Below are 14933 nucleotides of genomic sequence, written 5' to 3'. Positions count from 1 at the left end.
CGCACAGGATCGGTCCGGCTTTCGGCCGGCTGAGCGGGTCCTGCACCCTGCGGGTGGATCAACGCAGGTTGCGTGCCAACCCCGGCACGCCTCCCCCTGGATTTCCCCGCGCCCATGATGGCAGCAATTTCCGCGATGTGAACCCCCCAGTCATCATTCTGCGATGGACCCGGCAATGTGACGCAGTGCGTCACCTTTGGCCGGCAGCCGGCACGAATTCGCACTCTCCCCCCTCCCGGCTCTGCCAAGACGACGGTGAACCCGCTACCATCAGCAGATGCCCGTCTGGGGATGGCGGGCCGGGGAGCCAACATGTCTGTCAGTCGCAGTGCGATCAAGAAGGAACCGGTGGCCCGCGCCACCATGGAGTTGCAGCCGTTTGTCTGGCAGGGGACCGACAAGCGCGGTGTGAAGATGAAGGGTGAACAGCTGGCAAAGAACGCCAACCTGCTGCGCGCCGAGCTGCGCCGGCAGGGGATCAACCCCGACCAGGTCAAGCCCAAGCCGAAACCATTGTTTGGTGCCGCCGGCAAGGCAATCGGCACCAAGGACATCGCCTTCTTCAGCCGGCAGATGGCCACGATGATGAAGTCCGGCGTGCCGATCGTGTCGGCGTTGGAGATCATCGGCAGCGGGCACAAGAACCCGCGCATGAAGAAGATGGTCGATGGGGTCCGCACCGATATCGAGGGCGGCTCGTCGCTGTACGAATCGGTCAGCAAGTACCCGGTGCAGTTCGACGAGCTGTACCGCAACCTGGTGCGGGCCGGCGAAGGCGCAGGTGTGCTGGAAACGGTGCTGGACACGGTGGCCACCTACAAGGAAAACATCGAAGGCCTGAAGGGCAAGATCAAGAAGGCGCTGTTCTACCCGGCGATGGTCATCGCGGTGGCGCTGCTGGTCAGCGCCATCCTGCTGATCTTCGTGGTGCCGCAGTTCGAGGATGTGTTCAAGAGCTTCGGCGCTGACCTGCCTGCTTTCACCCAGATCATCGTCAACGCTTCGCGCTTCATGGTGTCCTGGTGGTGGCTGATCGCCATCATCGTGATCGGCAGCATTGTCGGCCTGGTCATGGCCTACAAGCGCTCGCCGGCCATGCAGCACGCGATGGATCGCTACATCCTGAAGGTCCCGGTGATCGGCCAGATCATGCACAACAGCGCCATCGCCCGCTTCTCGCGCACCACCGCGGTGACCTTCAAGGCGGGCGTGCCGCTGGTGGAGGCACTGGGCATCGTCGCCGGCGCCACCGGCAACAAGGTCTATGAAGAGGCCGTGCTGCGCATGCGCGACGACGTGTCGGTCGGTTATCCGGTCAACATGGCGATGAAGCAGACCAACCTGTTCCCACATATGGTGGTACAGATGACCTCCATCGGCGAAGAGGCCGGCGCACTGGATACCATGCTGTTCAAGGTGGCCGAGTATTATGAGCAGGAGGTCAACAATGCCGTTGACGCCTTGAGCAGCCTGCTCGAACCGATGATCATGGTGTTCATCGGTGTGGTCGTGGGCGGCATGGTCGTCGGCATGTACCTGCCGATCTTCAAGCTCGCCTCCGTCGTCGGATAACACATACATGGCTTTTCTTGACCAGCATCCCGGCCTCGGCTATCCCGCCGCGGCCGGCCTGGGACTGCTTCTGGGCAGCTTCCTGAACGTCGTCATCCTGCGCCTGCCCAAGCGGCTGGAATGGCAGTGGAAGCGCGATGCGCGCGAGGTGCTGGAGGAGCCGGACTTCTACGAGCCGCCGCCGCCGGGCATCGTGGTCGAGCCTTCTCACTGCCCGCACTGCAAGCACAAGCTGGCCTGGTACGAGAACATCCCGCTGTTCAGCTGGATCATCCAGGGCGGCAAGTGCCGCCACTGCAAGGCGCCCATCTCCATCCAGTACCCGCTGGTGGAGGCCCTGACCGCGGTGATGGTGCTGGCCTGTGTGTGGCAGTTCGGCTTCGGCTGGCAGGGCTTCGGTGCCATCGTGCTGACCTGCTTCCTGATCGCCCTGTCCGGCATCGACCTGCGCACCCAGCTGCTGCCGGATCAGTTGACCCTGCCGCTGATGTGGCTGGGATTGATCGGCAGCATCGACAACCTGTACATGCCCGCCAAACCGGCCCTGCTCGGCGCCCTGCTGGGCTACCTGTCGCTGTGGTCGGTGTGGTGGCTGTTCAAGCAGCTGACCGGCAAGGAAGGCATGGGCCACGGCGACTTCAAGCTGCTGGCCGCGCTGGGCGCCTGGTGCGGGATGAAGGGCATTCTGCCGATCATCCTGATGTCGTCGGTGCTGGGCGCCCTCATCGGCTCGATCTGGCTGTACAGCCGTGGCCGTGACCGGGCGACGCCGATCCCGTTCGGGCCCTACCTGGCGCTGGCCGGCTGGCTGTTCTTCATGTGGGGCGAGCCCCTGCTGAACCAGTATCTGGTGATGAGCGGGCTGCGCTGAGGGGAGTCCCCATGAGCCAGTATGTGGTGGGCCTGACCGGCGGCATCGCCTCGGGCAAGAGTGAGGTAACCCGGCGCTTCGAGGCGCTGGGAGTTGTTGTGGCCGACGCCGACCTGGCCGCACGTGCGGTGGTGGCGGTGGGCAGCCCTGCCCTCGCCCTGATTGCCGAGCGCTTCGGTGCAGACATGCTGCTCGCCGACGGCGCCCTGGACCGGGCGCGCCTGCGTGCCCACATCTTTGCCGACCCGGCCGAGCGGACGGCGCTGGAAGCGATCACCCACCCGGCCATCCGCCGTCTGATGCAGCAGCAGTGCGAACAGGCCACCAGCCCCTATGCGCTGGCGGCGATCCCGCTGCTGACCGAGGTCGGCGGCCGCCAGGCCTATCCGTGGCTGGACCGGGTGCTGCTGGTGGATGCCCCGGAAGCCGTGCAGCACGCCCGGCTGATGCAGCGCGACGGCATCGACGCCGCGCTGGCGGACCAGATGATCGCCGCCCAGGCCACACGCGCGCAGCGCCTGGCGTTGGCTGATGATGTGGTCGTCAATGATGGCCATCCGGATGACCTGCAGGCGCAGGTCGAGCGGTTGCATGCGCGGTATCTGGCGTTGGCGGCCGGATAACCCTGCAGGTCCATCGGTACCGCGCGAACGGGCATCCACGCAGGCGTGGATCTACTCCAGCTGCTGGCGGGCGTAGCGGGCCAGTTCGCGGGCGGCCAGCAACAGACCTTCCACTACATCCGGCGGCAATTGCTGGCCTGTGCTGCCCTGCACGCGTGCCGCTTCGGCGGCGTGCAGCATCTGGATCAGCGCATTGAGACCGGCCAGGGTACGGCTGAGGCTGGCCAGGGTTACCGCCTGCGAGGGCGTGAGGCCGGTGCCCTGCCGGGTCTGACCATCGGCGTTATCGCGCCCATCCATGCGCGCCATCAGCGCGGGCAGCAGGTCGCTGGGTTCGGCCAGTACATCTTCGATGCGTTCGGCGATGTCGGCCGGCAACTGATCGGCGGATTCGCCAACCAGGCGGCGCAGGTTCGGATAGGTGGTGCGTGCAGACATGGCAATGCTCCTCGCAGACGGCAAGGCCACCCGCGAATGCGGGGTGGCGGGCGGTGCGGGTTGGCGTACCGGATCACAACAATCAACAAAACACTCCGGCGGACTCTTCAAAGTCCCCACGCACCGCCCGCCGAAGCAAGGGCATCGCGATGCATTTTCCATGACGGCCTTCGGCGCATCAGAGGTTTGTTGATTGTTGGGTCGATTTCAGGACGCCAATCCCGGGCGGGGCGATGACCCCGACTGTGCCATCTCGCCAGCTGCATGCACTGCGGTCATGAGGCGAAAACGCCATGCGGGCCAACCGTCTGCGGAACCGTGCGGCGTGACACGCACGGGGCGCGGAATGCATCACGCAGGTGTCGTACTGGACCAGATACGCCGCACCTTCGCGGAAGCTGCATTGGCGTTGCATGCGACATTTCGCGCCGAGCGGGAGATTTTGGCGACGGAGGATTCGTGCCGACCCAGGTCGGCACCCACCAAAGCAGCAGCCAGAATGGGTTACAGCGGCTTCGGCGAGAACGTCAGCGTAGCGATCACGCCACGGGCGCCGCCCGGGCGCACGCTCACCTGCCAGCCGTACAGATCGCACAGGCGGCTGACGATCGACAGGCCAATGCCGCCGCCCTGCGAGTGGCCGGCGTGGGTTCCGCGGTAGCCGCGCTGGAACAGCTTGGCGGCATCTTCCTCGCTCAGGCCCGGCCCGCTGTCGGTCACCGACACGGCATTGGCACCCACATGCACGCGCACCTCGCCATCCTGCGAATACTTCACCGCATTGCCGATCAGGTTGCCCAGCGCCACCGACAGCGCCGCTTCGGGGGCATCGATGACCAGATCGCGTTCGCCATCCAGGTGCAGCTCCAGCGGCTTGCCACCCAACTGGGCGCGGTGCGCGTCCAGCAGCTGTTCGGCCACCCGGGCCACATTGCTGCTACCCTGCCCGCGTTCATTGCGCGACAGCAGCAACAGCGCGCCGATCAGATCGCTGCACTGCTGCTCGGCACGCTGGATGCGCTGCAGGCGCTGCAGCACCTTCTCGTCCAGGCCCGGGCGGGTCAGCAGCAGTTCGGTGGCGCCACGGATCACCGCCAACGGCGTGCGCAGCTCGTGGCTGACATCGGCATTGAACTCACGGTCGCGCTGCACCACTTCGGTCAGCCGCGAGGAATAGTCATCCAGCGCCTGTGCCAACTGGCCCACTTCGTCATCCGGGAAGCGCGGCGCCAACGGCTCGGGCTCACTGGTACCGCCACGGTACGCACGCAGGCGCGCGGCCAGATCCGAGACCGGCTTCATCACCTTGGAGGCCGACCACCAGCCCAGTACCAGCGACAGCAGGCTGAACACCAGCACCGACAGGAACAGCGCGCGGTTTAGCTGCTGCCCACCGCGGACGCTGTCGGTCATGTCGTAGGCCAGGAACGCCCAGGCATCGGGCGTCTTGCGCACGGCCAGCTTGTAGGAATAGCGCTCGCCGCGCTCGTCCACACCGCCCATGTTGTACAGGCCGTCCTTGAACTCGTACCAGTCCGGCTCCTCCTCGCGCAGGGCTTCGAACTTGTCCGGCTTGATCAGGCGCGCGCGCATCTGCTGCACCGGCAGGTCGGGGTTGCGGTCCGGGCTTTCGTAATAACGCCGCACGTACTCGCTGATGTTGCGGTTCATCACGTCTTCCACCAGCTGGTTTTCCACCCGCATGCGGGCCCAGTTGGTGGCGAACGCGAACAGTGTCGTCAGGCAGAAGCCCAACAACACGAACGAGACAATGATGCGGCTGCGCAGGCGCCGCCGATAAGGCGTGCGCCGGCGCTCCCCCTTGCCTGCCACAGAATCAGGCTTCCGGCGTAGCGATGCGGTATCCGATGCCATGGCGGGTCTGGATCATCGGCACTTCAAAGGGCTTGTCCACCACAGCGCGCAGGCCGTGGATGTGCACGCGCAGCGAATCGGAGTCCGGCAGTTCTTCGCCCCAGACACGGGTTTCCAGCTCCTGCCGCGTGACCACGGCCGGGGCCGCTTCCATCAGCGCCTGCAGGATCTTCAATGCGGTCGGGTTGAGCTGCAGCAGCTTGCCCTGGCGGCGCACTTCCAGCGTGTCCAGGTTGTATTCCAGGTCACCGGTTTCCAGCACGCGGGTCTGCACGCCCTTGCCGCGACGCGACAGGGCGTTCAGACGCACTTCCACTTCCTGCAGCGCGAACGGCTTGATCAGGTAGTCGTCAGCACCGGAATCGAAGCCGGCCAGCTTGTTGTCCAGCGAATCGCGCGCGGTCAGCATCAGCACCGGAGTCTGCTTGCGCGCTTCATTGCGAAGCTTGCGGCAGACTTCGATGCCGTCCATGCCGGGCAGGTTGAGGTCCAGGACAATCGCGTCGAACTCGTGCACGACAGCCAGATGCAACCCGGTCACTCCGTCGGCAGCGAAGTCCACGGTGTGGCCCCGGTCCTCCAGGTAGTCGCCCAGATTGGCCGCAATGTCGCTGTTGTCTTCGATTACCAGGATTCTCACTGTCACCTCTAATTGACGAATTTACCGACGCGCTGGGCCTGGCCCATGTCGCGCTGCGCCTTGTCCTTCTGCCGAGCACGCTCGGCAACGGTCAAGCACTGCGTGGACGACATGTTGGAACCGATGGCCTTCTCACGTCGGCATATTAGACGACTATCCTCACGCGCCCGTGTCAAAACGGTGTTCACGACCTGCTGATCGTTGAAGACCTCGGTTCGTACCGATTCAGGCATCGCGTCCTTGGTCGGGTACTGCTCGGCGGCGGCGCGGATGCGAACCAGCGTCTCGCGGACCTTGCCGCGCTCTTCCTGACGCAGCTCGGAATAGGTTTCGCCATCGTTGAGTTCGATCTCGATGCGCTCTACCTGCTGCAGCAGCGGCTTGCCCGGCAGGAATACCTCTTCGGCACTCTTGGCCCCTGCCGAGGCAGCGACCAGGGCCAATGCCGAAACCAGAACCGCTGATATCACTGGATGCTTCATGACAAACGAATCCCTGTCTGAGGTGAACGCCGACTGTATGCGGATGCCCGCTCTGCCAGCAAGTGCTGGGCGGCAGGGTGCAGGCCGACTTAAAGCTTGGAGTCGGGGTTCAAGTTGCTGTAGGTGCGCTGGTCGTTGAGCAGGGCCTTGCCCTTCTCTTCGATGCGGCGCCGTTCGGCCACGGTCATGCAACGGCTCTTGGGCATGTTGCTGCCCGTGGTGCGCTGGTACGAGCAGATCTGGCGGCTGTCGTCGTGGGCGCGCGTCAGGATGCTGTTGACCCGCTCCTGATCGTTGAAGACGTCGTTCTGCACCTGCGGTGGCAACTCCTGGACGGTCTGCCGGTCGCCCATCCGCTGGGTGATCCGCGCCAGTGCCTGCTGGACCTGACTGCGGTCCTCGGCGGAGATTTCGTTGTAGTCGCCCTGCTGCAGGGCTTTTTCGACCTGGCGGACCTGCTCGGCCACCGGGGTCTGGCGGTCCATCTGCACAGCCGCCTTTTCCGGCTTGGCCAGTGCAACGCCAGGCAGGCACAGCAACAGCACGATCATCGTGGTGCGGTACATCGCCAACCTCCCGATCCTTCGGAACGAAGGCCCAACTCTACGAGTGTCCCCACGTGCCCACAAGGGCCCCTTGGCAGGGGGACACCGGGCATAAAAAAGACCCAGGCGGTGCACCCGCCTGGGCCTGAAGTTGTATCCCGATACCGATCCTGCTGAGAGGCAGAGCTGCGGTTCGTTGAAGGCTACGCCCGGGGCGATTAAAGCAGTGTTAAACCCGCCAACCTCGCCTGAATTTAATTTCAAGCCACTGAAATATCAGGTTTTTTTGATCTTCTCGACATGTTCGATGATGCGTGCGGCCACATCCACCCCGCAGGCGGCCTCGATCCCTTCCAGGCCCGGGGTGGAGTTCACCTCCAGCACCAGCGGGCCGCGCTCGGAGCGGATCAGGTCCACCCCGCAGACGCCCAGCCCCAACGCCTTGGCCGAACGCACCGCCACCTGCTGCTCGGCCCGGCTGGCCTTGGACGCCACCGCCGTGCCGCCGGCATGCAGGTTCGAGCGGAAATCCCCCTCCGGTGCCTGGCGCTGCATCGACGCCACCACCTGGTCGCCGACCACGAAGCAACGCAGGTCGGCGCCCTTGGCCTCGCCGATGAACTCCTGCATCAGGAAGTTGGCATACAGGCCACGCAGGGCTTCAACGATGCCGCGCGAGGCGCTGGCCTTCTCGGTGAGGATCACGCCACGGCCCTGGGTGCCTTCATTGAGCTTCACCACATGCGGCGGCGGGCCGAGCATGGACAACAGGTCGACGGTGTCATCCGGGTTGTCACCAAAGACGGTGACCGGCATGTCGATGCCCTTGGCCGCCAGCAGCTGGTGCGCCCGCAGCTTGTCGCGCGAGCGCAGGATCGCGTCGGACGGATTGGGCGTGCGTGCGCCCATCAGTTCGAACTGGCGCAGCACGGCGGTGCCATAGCGGGTGACCGAAGCACCGATGCGCGGGATGACCGCATCCACGCCGGTCATCGGCCGGCCCTTGTAGTGCATGGAAAAGCCGTCTGCGGCGATGCGCATGTAGCAGCGCAGCGGATCCAGGATGCGCACGGTATGGCCGCGCGCGCGCGCGGCCTCGACCAGCCGACGGGTGGAGTACAGCCGGGTGTTGCGGGACAGGATGGCGAGCTTCATCGCAGTGGGATCGGTCGGCAGGCGCGAAGCATAGCGTGGTGGCGTTGCGTCTGGATGATGCTGCCTGGCGGCACCACCGTGCGCCGGGCCTCCCCTTCATTCCGCCGCTGGATAGCCGCGTGCGGCCTCGCCCAGAGCGGCGATGCACGCCATCTGGACGGTCGACCCGCTGAAGGCGTCCTGATAGATCTGCCCGATCAACCGCGCCGCCTCCGGGCCACCGGCACGCCCGAGTGCTCGAACCGCTTCGACCTGTTTGGCCGATCCGATGCCGGCCGAAAGGAAGATCCTGTGCAGCCGTATGACAACGTCGCCCCTGCTTTCCATGCGCATGTTTCCACTTGAAAGAAGTCTGGACGCTACCGCGCACTGCCTGCACGGGAAATGCGGATTGTTGGAAACGAACGCCCCGCGCTCGGCCTGAACCGGGCCCGACAGGATCTAGCCGATGCGAACGAAGCGGGCCCACCTGAATCGCTCGCCCAAGCGACTTTTGATTGTGCGAGGTCACGAGGGCGCCCCGGCCAGCTCGACGCCGTAGGGCAATGCCGCGACAGCACTTGGCCATTCCCCTACCCAGCATCTTGCACGCCTGACAAGGCCACCGTTCACCTTCGCCGACTGGAATTACCTGCAATAGACGGGGAGTTACCTGACTTCAAACGACGCGATCATTGTTGATAACCTCGGACGCAGGGGATCCATCAGCAAAGGAGATGCATGATGCCTGTTACGCAACGTGGGAGATTGGCTTGTATCGTCGCAGGGCTGGCACTTTCTGTAGCACTCGCCGCCAATGCAAGCACACGACAGACACAGCCTCAGCAGCAACAGCGACTTCCCTCTGTGGCGGAAAGCATGTCGATTTTCCGACAACTGGAGCCTGAACTGCAGCGTTTTGTGGATCAGCAGACGCGGCTACCGGGCCAAGAAGGGCGTGTACTTGTCCGGATCACTCCTGAGCCGTCTACAGGCATAGTCTGGATTGATCTGGATTCAGGCTATTTGCCTAAAGGGGCGAAGGAGCTGAGTGAGAGTTTCGGCGAAAAGATCGGCGAGATCGAGGCGGAGCTTTACGAGTACCTCTCCGGAACTGTCGGATTCAAGTACGTTATTGCACGAATCGGGGGTAAAACGATCAATGAAATCCTTCCCCCGGAGCGTCTGCTGAAACACAAGGACCAGCGCAGCACTCGCGCTGCGTCAGCCCCCGTGCCGGGTCTGGTTGTCATCAATCCAGGCCACGGCAAGTACTTCCACTATGGGAGTAATACTTGGGAGTACGAGCGACCTGAACCCTATGCAGGCACCACCGACGTGCATGAGGACGACATCACACCGCGCTTTGCTTCGATGCTCAACACATGGCTCACCTCCCGCAGCAGAGATTTCGTCACCGAAGTCCGGCATACACGGGCCATCGGAAATCCGTTCATCGAGGAGGAAAGCAATCTCTCCTGGAAAGACTTGGCTGCTCGCTACCACATCAAGTCACTGCTGCCCGACGAGGGTCCCACAATCTGGAACCGCTTCCCCGACGGCCAGCCCAACCGTCGCGATCTTCGTGAGCAGGACGACGACATCGCAGCCCGCGCCAGATACGCCAATCACATCAATGCAGAGACGTTCATCTCTCTGCACACCAACGCGGCCACTGCAACCGCACGTGGAGTGCTGGTGATGACAAAATTGGATGATCCATCATCTGTACAGCTCTCCAACAACATTCTCTGCTACATGAAAGAGCAGATAAATGCGCTGGAGAACTACGCGGACTTCGTCATCAGGCCGAACCTCGTCAATGGCAATAACAAGGCAGAAGTCCGCGATGCGGAGATGCCTACAGCACTGATTGAAGTAGCCTTCCACTCCAACGCCGAAGACGCCAAAGCACTTCAGGACTCAGAGTTCCGTGCGGCAGCTATGAAGGGCGTGGAGAAGGGCTATCGAACGTTCAGGAATGGGGAGACCGATTGTCGACCACTAACTATCACGAATCTGCCTCCGGTCACCGGGCCACATCTCACCGATATTCCTTATACCTTCCAGTTCATGGGATCACCGACCTATCCGCTGTACCTTCGCAGCAAAGTTGTGACCTGCCCTCCGGATTACCACTGCAGCCAGAACTCCACGCAGTACATATCTCCCAGCAGTACGCCAGACACACTGAATTCAGTTGCCAACTGCACGACTGTGCGCCCGGTTGCAGGCGCTGTAATTGAAGTTGATCGTTATCTTGAAGACTCTGACGGCGTCAGAAGTCCCTTGGTGCGAAGCAAGATCACCTGTACTTGACGCGGGCCACTCATTTCCCCACATTGATTTGCTGCACCTGACCGAAGACGCGCCTCGTTGCTGGAAGCACGAACCTGCCGAACGAGCAGCGAAGACTCACAACTCGCAGCCGATCGCGAATGAAGCGAGTCTTCCCTTGACGGGCGCGCATCGCGCTGAGGATTCGATAAGACCCGCGAGGCGGCGGACATTCACGAGGCGCAGGCCCAGCCGAGCATCCATCAGTCACCACGACCGGGATCCACGCGCGAAAGAAAAGAGAGTCCAAAACCACTTCGGCGCAGTGAATTGCGAAGCGCTTCGGTTATTGCGGAGCGCCTCGATCTGGCGCAAAACGCTGGAAGACATGGAGCGGGCGAAGGGAATCGAACCCTCGTCAGTAGCTTGGGAAGCTACAGCTCTACCATTGAGCTACGCCCGCGTTGCCCGACAAGTCTATGCGGGGCACGTGTTCAAACGCAACGGGCAAGCCCTTGCAGCCTGCCCGTGACGGTGACGGCAGGCCCGCAGGCCTGCCGTCGTGTGCCTCAGAAGCTGCCGCTGAAGCTGGCAAACAGCGTCGCGTCCTGCGCACGCTTCTGCAGGGTGGTGGCGCTCAGGCCGATGTTGCTCTGCAGGCCGAACAGCTCCATGCGCGCGCCCAGGATGGCGGTTGCATAGTTCTTGTCGAAGTCCATGCCCGGCACGCGGTACATGCCGACGTCCGGCAGGCTCTGCACCCAGGCGCTGGCCTGCTTGGTGTCTTCGAACTCGTGGTCGTAGGTCACCTGCACGTACGGCTTGACGGTGCCGCCGTCGAAGCGGGCCTGCCAACCGATACGGCCGACGGTGGAATCGACATCCTGCTTGCCGTAACCCAGCGCGGTGGCCAGGGTGCCGGCATCGGCGCTTTCGGTGTAACCGTCGAGCTTGACCTGCTGCCAGATCACCGAGGCGATCGGGCCGTGGCGGAAGCCGCCTTCGGTGCCGAACTCGTAACCGGCGTTCAGGGCGGCGGTCAGGTTGCTGCCGTCCGGCGAGCCACCGTGTTCGCGGGTGGCCGGGCCGAGCTGGACCTTGCGGTTCACGTCATAGGACAGCCAGGTGTAGCTGACCTGGCCATTGACCCAGATGCGCTCGCCGTACCAGCCGGCGAACAGACCAGCCGTGGTGTCCTTCTGGGTGAAATCGCCACGGCTGTTGCCGAAGTCGGCATTCAGGCGGCCAAAGCCGGCGAAGCCGCCGAAGACCATGCCGTCACGTGCCCAGTCGACACCGAACAGGCCGGCCGGGGCCAGGCCGTCGTACAGATCGGCGTGGTCGTAGCGCTGCATGTCACCGCGCACGCCGCCCCACCAGGACATGCCGTCGGCCGGGCGGCCGGCCTGGTGCAGGCTGACCTGGTCGGCGCGCGAACGGCCGATGGTCTGTGCCGAGTGGCTCAGCACCTGCTGCAGGCGCGGGCCTTCCAGGATCGAGAGGGCGTACTGGCCCAGCATCTGGTGTGCGGCCGAGGTCGGGTGCACGTCATCGGCGAACAGGTAGCTGCTGGCCGCGTCCGGGCGCGCGTAGGCCAGCGGGCTGCAGGTCAGTGACGAAGCCACCAGGCAAGCGCGGCCGGTGACGTTGCTGAAACCATACATGCCCGGATTGGCAATGATTTCATGCAGCAGGGTGTAGGTATCAAGCGGGATGAAGTCGATGCCGGCCTGCTTCAGGCCACCGTACAGCGCAGTGTTGTACGCGGTGGACAGGGCCGTACCCTGCGCTTGACCCGCCGCACCGCGGTCGATGAACCCGGGGGTGATACCGACGTCGGGCAGGTTCGGCACCAGCACATACTGCGCGCCGGCCTGCTTGAGGCTGGCCACGATGCCGATCTGGTCGGTCACCGCTGCGCCAATCACGGCCGGGGCCTGGGCCGGAGCGGTGATCGAGAACAGGTCGTTGGCGCCCCCCCACACGGTGTACAGCGCATTCGGGTCGGCCTTGCCACCGTTGGCAGCAAGATACCTGGCCATCTGCGTCTTCAGCGACGGCACCGGCACGTTGCCGAAGGCCGGCTGGGTCAGGTCGGTACCCACGCGGGCACCGCCGACAGCGTAGTTGTCACCGGTCTGGCCGTTGCCGTTGGGGGACGCATTGGTGCCGTAGTAATCGGCGACGAACTGCGCCCACTCCCAACCGGGGTTGGTGGTGAACTGGCCGGCGACCGGACGCGCCTCCGCCGGCAGCAAGGGACGGTAGTAGCCGCTGTCGGTGAGGCTGTCACCGAAGAACACGGTACGGGTGAAGGGGGATTCGCCTGCCATGGCCGGCAGCGCGGCCAGCGCGATCGCGGCCGCCATGAGGGAGCGGATCGGGCGTTTGCTGAGCAGCATGTAAAAACTCCTGTGGGGATATCGTTTGAGGATCCGACGCACGTACGCCGGCGCACGGTGAATGGTTTCACTGCGCCGCCAATTGCTCACGCTGCGCCGCCGCATGGATTGTCGCCCGAGCCAGGCTTGAAGGGCTTTGCCGGTGCGGGCGTAGCGCGCAACTTGCAACGGTTCCGATGCGAACCGGGGATCAGCGACAATGGCCCCATGAACATCCAGCTCAATGGCCAACCCCGCACCCTGCCCGCTTCGGCGACCCTCCTGGACCTGCTCGCGGCCGAGCAGCTGTTGCAGCGCCGGGTGGCGGTGGAGGTGAACGGCGAGATCGTCAGCCGCAGCCTTCATGCCGAGCATGTGCTGGCCGAGGGCGATGTGGTGGAGATCGTGCATGCCCTGGGTGGCGGCTGAGGCATCCCGCGCTCCGCGCTCGCCGGGCATGGCCCGGCGCTACCCTGCGCATCCGTTCCGGTAGCGCCGGGCCATGCCCGGCGGCGTCGAAGTGACGACCCCATCTTCGGGCGGATAAGCGATAATCGCGTCATGAACGCTCATGTCTCCCCCGATTCGCTGGTGATCGCCGGCAAGGCCTACAGCTCGCGGCTGCTCACCGGCACCGGCAAGTTCAAGGATCTGGAAGAAACCCGCCTGGCCACCGAGGCCGCAGGCGCCCGGATCGTCACCGTGGCCATCCGCCGCACCAACATCGGCCAGAACCCGGGCGAACCGAACCTGCTCGACGTGCTGCCGCCGGGCCGTTACACCATCCTGCCCAACACCGCCGGCTGCTACACCGCCGAGGATGCCGTGCGCACCTGCCGCCTGGCCCGCGAACTGCTGGACGGCCACAACCTGACCAAGCTGGAAGTACTGGGCGACCAGAAGTCGCTGTACCCGGACGTGGTGCAGACCCTCAAGGCCGCCGAGCAGCTGGTCAAGGACGGTTTCGAGGTGATGGTCTATACCTCCGACGACCCGATCCTGGCCAAGCGCCTGGAAGAGATCGGCTGCGCTGCGGTGATGCCGCTGGCCGCGCCGATCGGCTCGGGTCTGGGCATCCAGAACAAGTACAACCTGCTGCAGATCATCGAAGACGCCAAGGTGCCGATCATCGTCGACGCCGGCGTGGGCACCGCGTCGGATGCGGCGATCGCGATGGAGCTGGGCTGCGACGGCGTGCTGATGAACACCGCCATCGCCGGTGCGCGCAACCCGGTGCTGATGGCCAGCGCCATGCGCAAGGCCGTGGAAGCCGGCCGCGAGGCGTTCCTGGCCGGCCGCATTCCGCGCAAGCGCTATGCCAGTGCGTCCTCCCCGACCGATGGGTTGATCGGCTGATGACCAATCCATTCGACAGCGCCGGTTCGAAGGCGCCGCCCAAGCCGTTCACGGTCAACGAAGGCCGCCGTGAAGTGCGCAGTTTCGTGCTGCGCCAGGGCCGTTTCACCCCGGCCCAGCAGCGCGCGTTCGACGAGCGCTGGCCGCGTTTCGGCCTGGATTTCAGCGGTGAACCGCGTGATCTGGATGCCACCTTCGGCCGCGATGCGCACAAGGTGCTGGAAATCGGCTTCGGCAACGGCGCCGCGCTGCGCTTCGCCGCACAGCAGGACCCCAGCCGCGACTACATCGGCCTGGAAGTGCACGCACCTGGTGTAGGCCGCCTGCTGAACGCGCTGGCCGACGACAACGCCGACCACGTGCGCCTGTACCACCACGACGCGGTGGAAGTGCTGGAAAAGGAAATCGCCGATGGCGCGCTGGACGAAGTGCGCATCTACTTCCCCGACCCGTGGCACAAGAAGCGCCACAACAAGCGTCGCCTGATCCAGCCTGGTTTTGCCGAGCTGCTGGTGCGCAAGCTGCGCCCCGGTGGCCGCCTGCACTGTGCCACCGACTGGGAGGATTACGCCGAGCAGATGTGGGACGTGCTCGATGCCACCCCCGGCCTGGTCAACCGCGCCGGCCCGCGTGGCAGCGTGCCGCGCCCGGACTGGCGCCCGCAGACCCACTTCGAGACCCGCGGCCAGAAGCTCGGCCATGGCGTCTGGGACCTGTTGTACGACCGCACCTGATGAAC

The 14933-nt window shown here is 64.4% G+C and carries 15 protein-coding genes and 1 tRNA gene; 7 read left to right on the top strand and 9 right to left on the bottom strand.

Features of this window, described 5'->3' with window-relative positions:
- Nucleotides 1–312: 312 nt before the first annotated feature.
- Genes K5K93_RS16875 through coaE form a run of 3 tightly spaced genes read left to right on the top strand, consistent with a single transcriptional unit; the run spans nt 313 to nt 3066 of the window.
- Nucleotides 313–1572, top strand: a complete 1260-nt coding sequence (locus tag K5K93_RS16875; RefSeq protein ID WP_222388476.1) for a type II secretion system F family protein — start codon at nt 313–315, stop codon at nt 1570–1572.
- Nucleotides 1573–1579: 7 nt separating this feature from the next.
- Nucleotides 1580–2443, top strand: a complete 864-nt coding sequence (locus K5K93_RS16870) for an A24 family peptidase (protein WP_049463888.1) — start codon at nt 1580–1582, stop codon at nt 2441–2443.
- Between the two features lie 11 nt (nt 2444–2454).
- Nucleotides 2455–3066, top strand: a complete 612-nt coding sequence (gene coaE, locus K5K93_RS16865; RefSeq protein WP_222388475.1) for a dephospho-CoA kinase — start codon at nt 2455–2457, stop codon at nt 3064–3066.
- A 51-nt stretch (nt 3067–3117) separates the two neighbouring features.
- Here the strand turns inward: coaE and K5K93_RS16860 are convergent, their stop codons facing one another.
- The 7 genes from K5K93_RS16860 to K5K93_RS16830 all read right to left on the bottom strand — a co-directional run bounded on the left by K5K93_RS16860 (nt 3118) and on the right by K5K93_RS16830 (nt 8528).
- Nucleotides 3118–3504, bottom strand: coding sequence for a hypothetical protein (locus K5K93_RS16860; RefSeq protein WP_093818758.1), 387 nt, complete (start codon nt 3502–3504; stop codon nt 3118–3120).
- A 504-nt stretch (nt 3505–4008) separates the two neighbouring features.
- Nucleotides 4009–5379, bottom strand: coding sequence for a HAMP domain-containing sensor histidine kinase (locus K5K93_RS16855; protein WP_222388474.1), 1371 nt, complete (start codon nt 5377–5379; stop codon nt 4009–4011).
- Nucleotides 5342–6019 (bottom strand): response regulator transcription factor, encoded by a 678-nt coding sequence (locus tag K5K93_RS16850; protein WP_025874286.1) that lies wholly within the window; start codon nt 6017–6019, stop codon nt 5342–5344. The genes K5K93_RS16855 and K5K93_RS16850 overlap by 38 nt, the downstream gene beginning before the upstream one ends.
- A gap of 8 nt (nt 6020–6027) precedes the next feature.
- Nucleotides 6028–6501, bottom strand: coding sequence for a hypothetical protein (locus K5K93_RS16845; protein WP_140225599.1), 474 nt, complete (start codon nt 6499–6501; stop codon nt 6028–6030).
- 89 nt (nt 6502–6590) lie between these two features.
- On the bottom strand, nt 6591–7067 hold the full coding sequence (locus tag K5K93_RS16840) for a hypothetical protein (RefSeq protein ID WP_025874284.1): 477 nt from the start codon (nt 7065–7067) through the stop codon (nt 6591–6593).
- A 255-nt stretch (nt 7068–7322) separates the two neighbouring features.
- Nucleotides 7323–8201 (bottom strand): 30S ribosomal protein S6--L-glutamate ligase, encoded by an 879-nt coding sequence (gene rimK / locus K5K93_RS16835; protein ID WP_093818761.1) that lies wholly within the window; start codon nt 8199–8201, stop codon nt 7323–7325.
- Between the two features lie 96 nt (nt 8202–8297).
- Nucleotides 8298–8528 (bottom strand): hypothetical protein, encoded by a 231-nt coding sequence (locus K5K93_RS16830; protein WP_222388473.1) that lies wholly within the window; start codon nt 8526–8528, stop codon nt 8298–8300.
- Nucleotides 8529–8924: 396 nt separating this feature from the next.
- Here K5K93_RS16830 and K5K93_RS16825 point away from each other — a divergent pair, with 396 nt between their 5' ends.
- The gene (locus tag K5K93_RS16825) at nt 8925–10499 is read left to right on the top strand and encodes an N-acetylmuramoyl-L-alanine amidase (protein ID WP_222388472.1); all 1575 of its coding nucleotides are present in this window, start codon (nt 8925–8927) and stop codon (nt 10497–10499) included.
- A gap of 347 nt (nt 10500–10846) precedes the next feature.
- On the opposite strand, the gene K5K93_RS16820 is transcribed toward K5K93_RS16825, so the two are convergent.
- Both K5K93_RS16820 and K5K93_RS16815 read right to left on the bottom strand, forming a co-directional pair.
- A tRNA-Gly gene (locus K5K93_RS16820) sits at nt 10847–10920 on the bottom strand.
- Nucleotides 10921–11026: 106 nt separating this feature from the next.
- Nucleotides 11027–12859 carry an autotransporter domain-containing protein gene (locus K5K93_RS16815; RefSeq protein ID WP_222388471.1) on the bottom strand — a complete coding sequence of 611 codons (1833 nt, stop codon included), beginning with the start codon at nt 12857–12859 and terminating at the stop codon, nt 11027–11029.
- A 207-nt stretch (nt 12860–13066) separates the two neighbouring features.
- Here K5K93_RS16815 and thiS point away from each other — a divergent pair, with 207 nt between their 5' ends.
- From thiS to trmB, 3 genes are all read left to right on the top strand, one after another.
- On the top strand, nt 13067–13267 hold the full coding sequence (gene thiS / locus K5K93_RS16810) for a sulfur carrier protein ThiS (RefSeq protein ID WP_222388470.1): 201 nt from the start codon (nt 13067–13069) through the stop codon (nt 13265–13267).
- 132 nt (nt 13268–13399) lie between these two features.
- On the top strand, nt 13400–14194 hold the full coding sequence (locus K5K93_RS16805; protein WP_222388469.1) for a thiazole synthase: 795 nt from the start codon (nt 13400–13402) through the stop codon (nt 14192–14194).
- Entirely contained in the window at nt 14194–14928 is a 735-nt protein-coding gene (gene trmB, locus K5K93_RS16800) for a tRNA (guanosine(46)-N7)-methyltransferase TrmB (RefSeq protein WP_025874277.1), read from the top strand. Before K5K93_RS16805 ends, trmB begins: the two co-directional genes overlap by 1 nt.
- The last annotated feature ends 5 nt before the right edge of the window (nt 14929–14933 follow it).

Origin of the sequence: Stenotrophomonas sp. DR822, assembly GCF_019793815.1 — a bacterium.
GTDB classification, from domain to species: domain Bacteria; phylum Pseudomonadota; class Gammaproteobacteria; order Xanthomonadales; family Xanthomonadaceae; genus Stenotrophomonas; species Stenotrophomonas indicatrix.
This window is presented reverse-complemented; position numbering and strand designations above follow the sequence as displayed.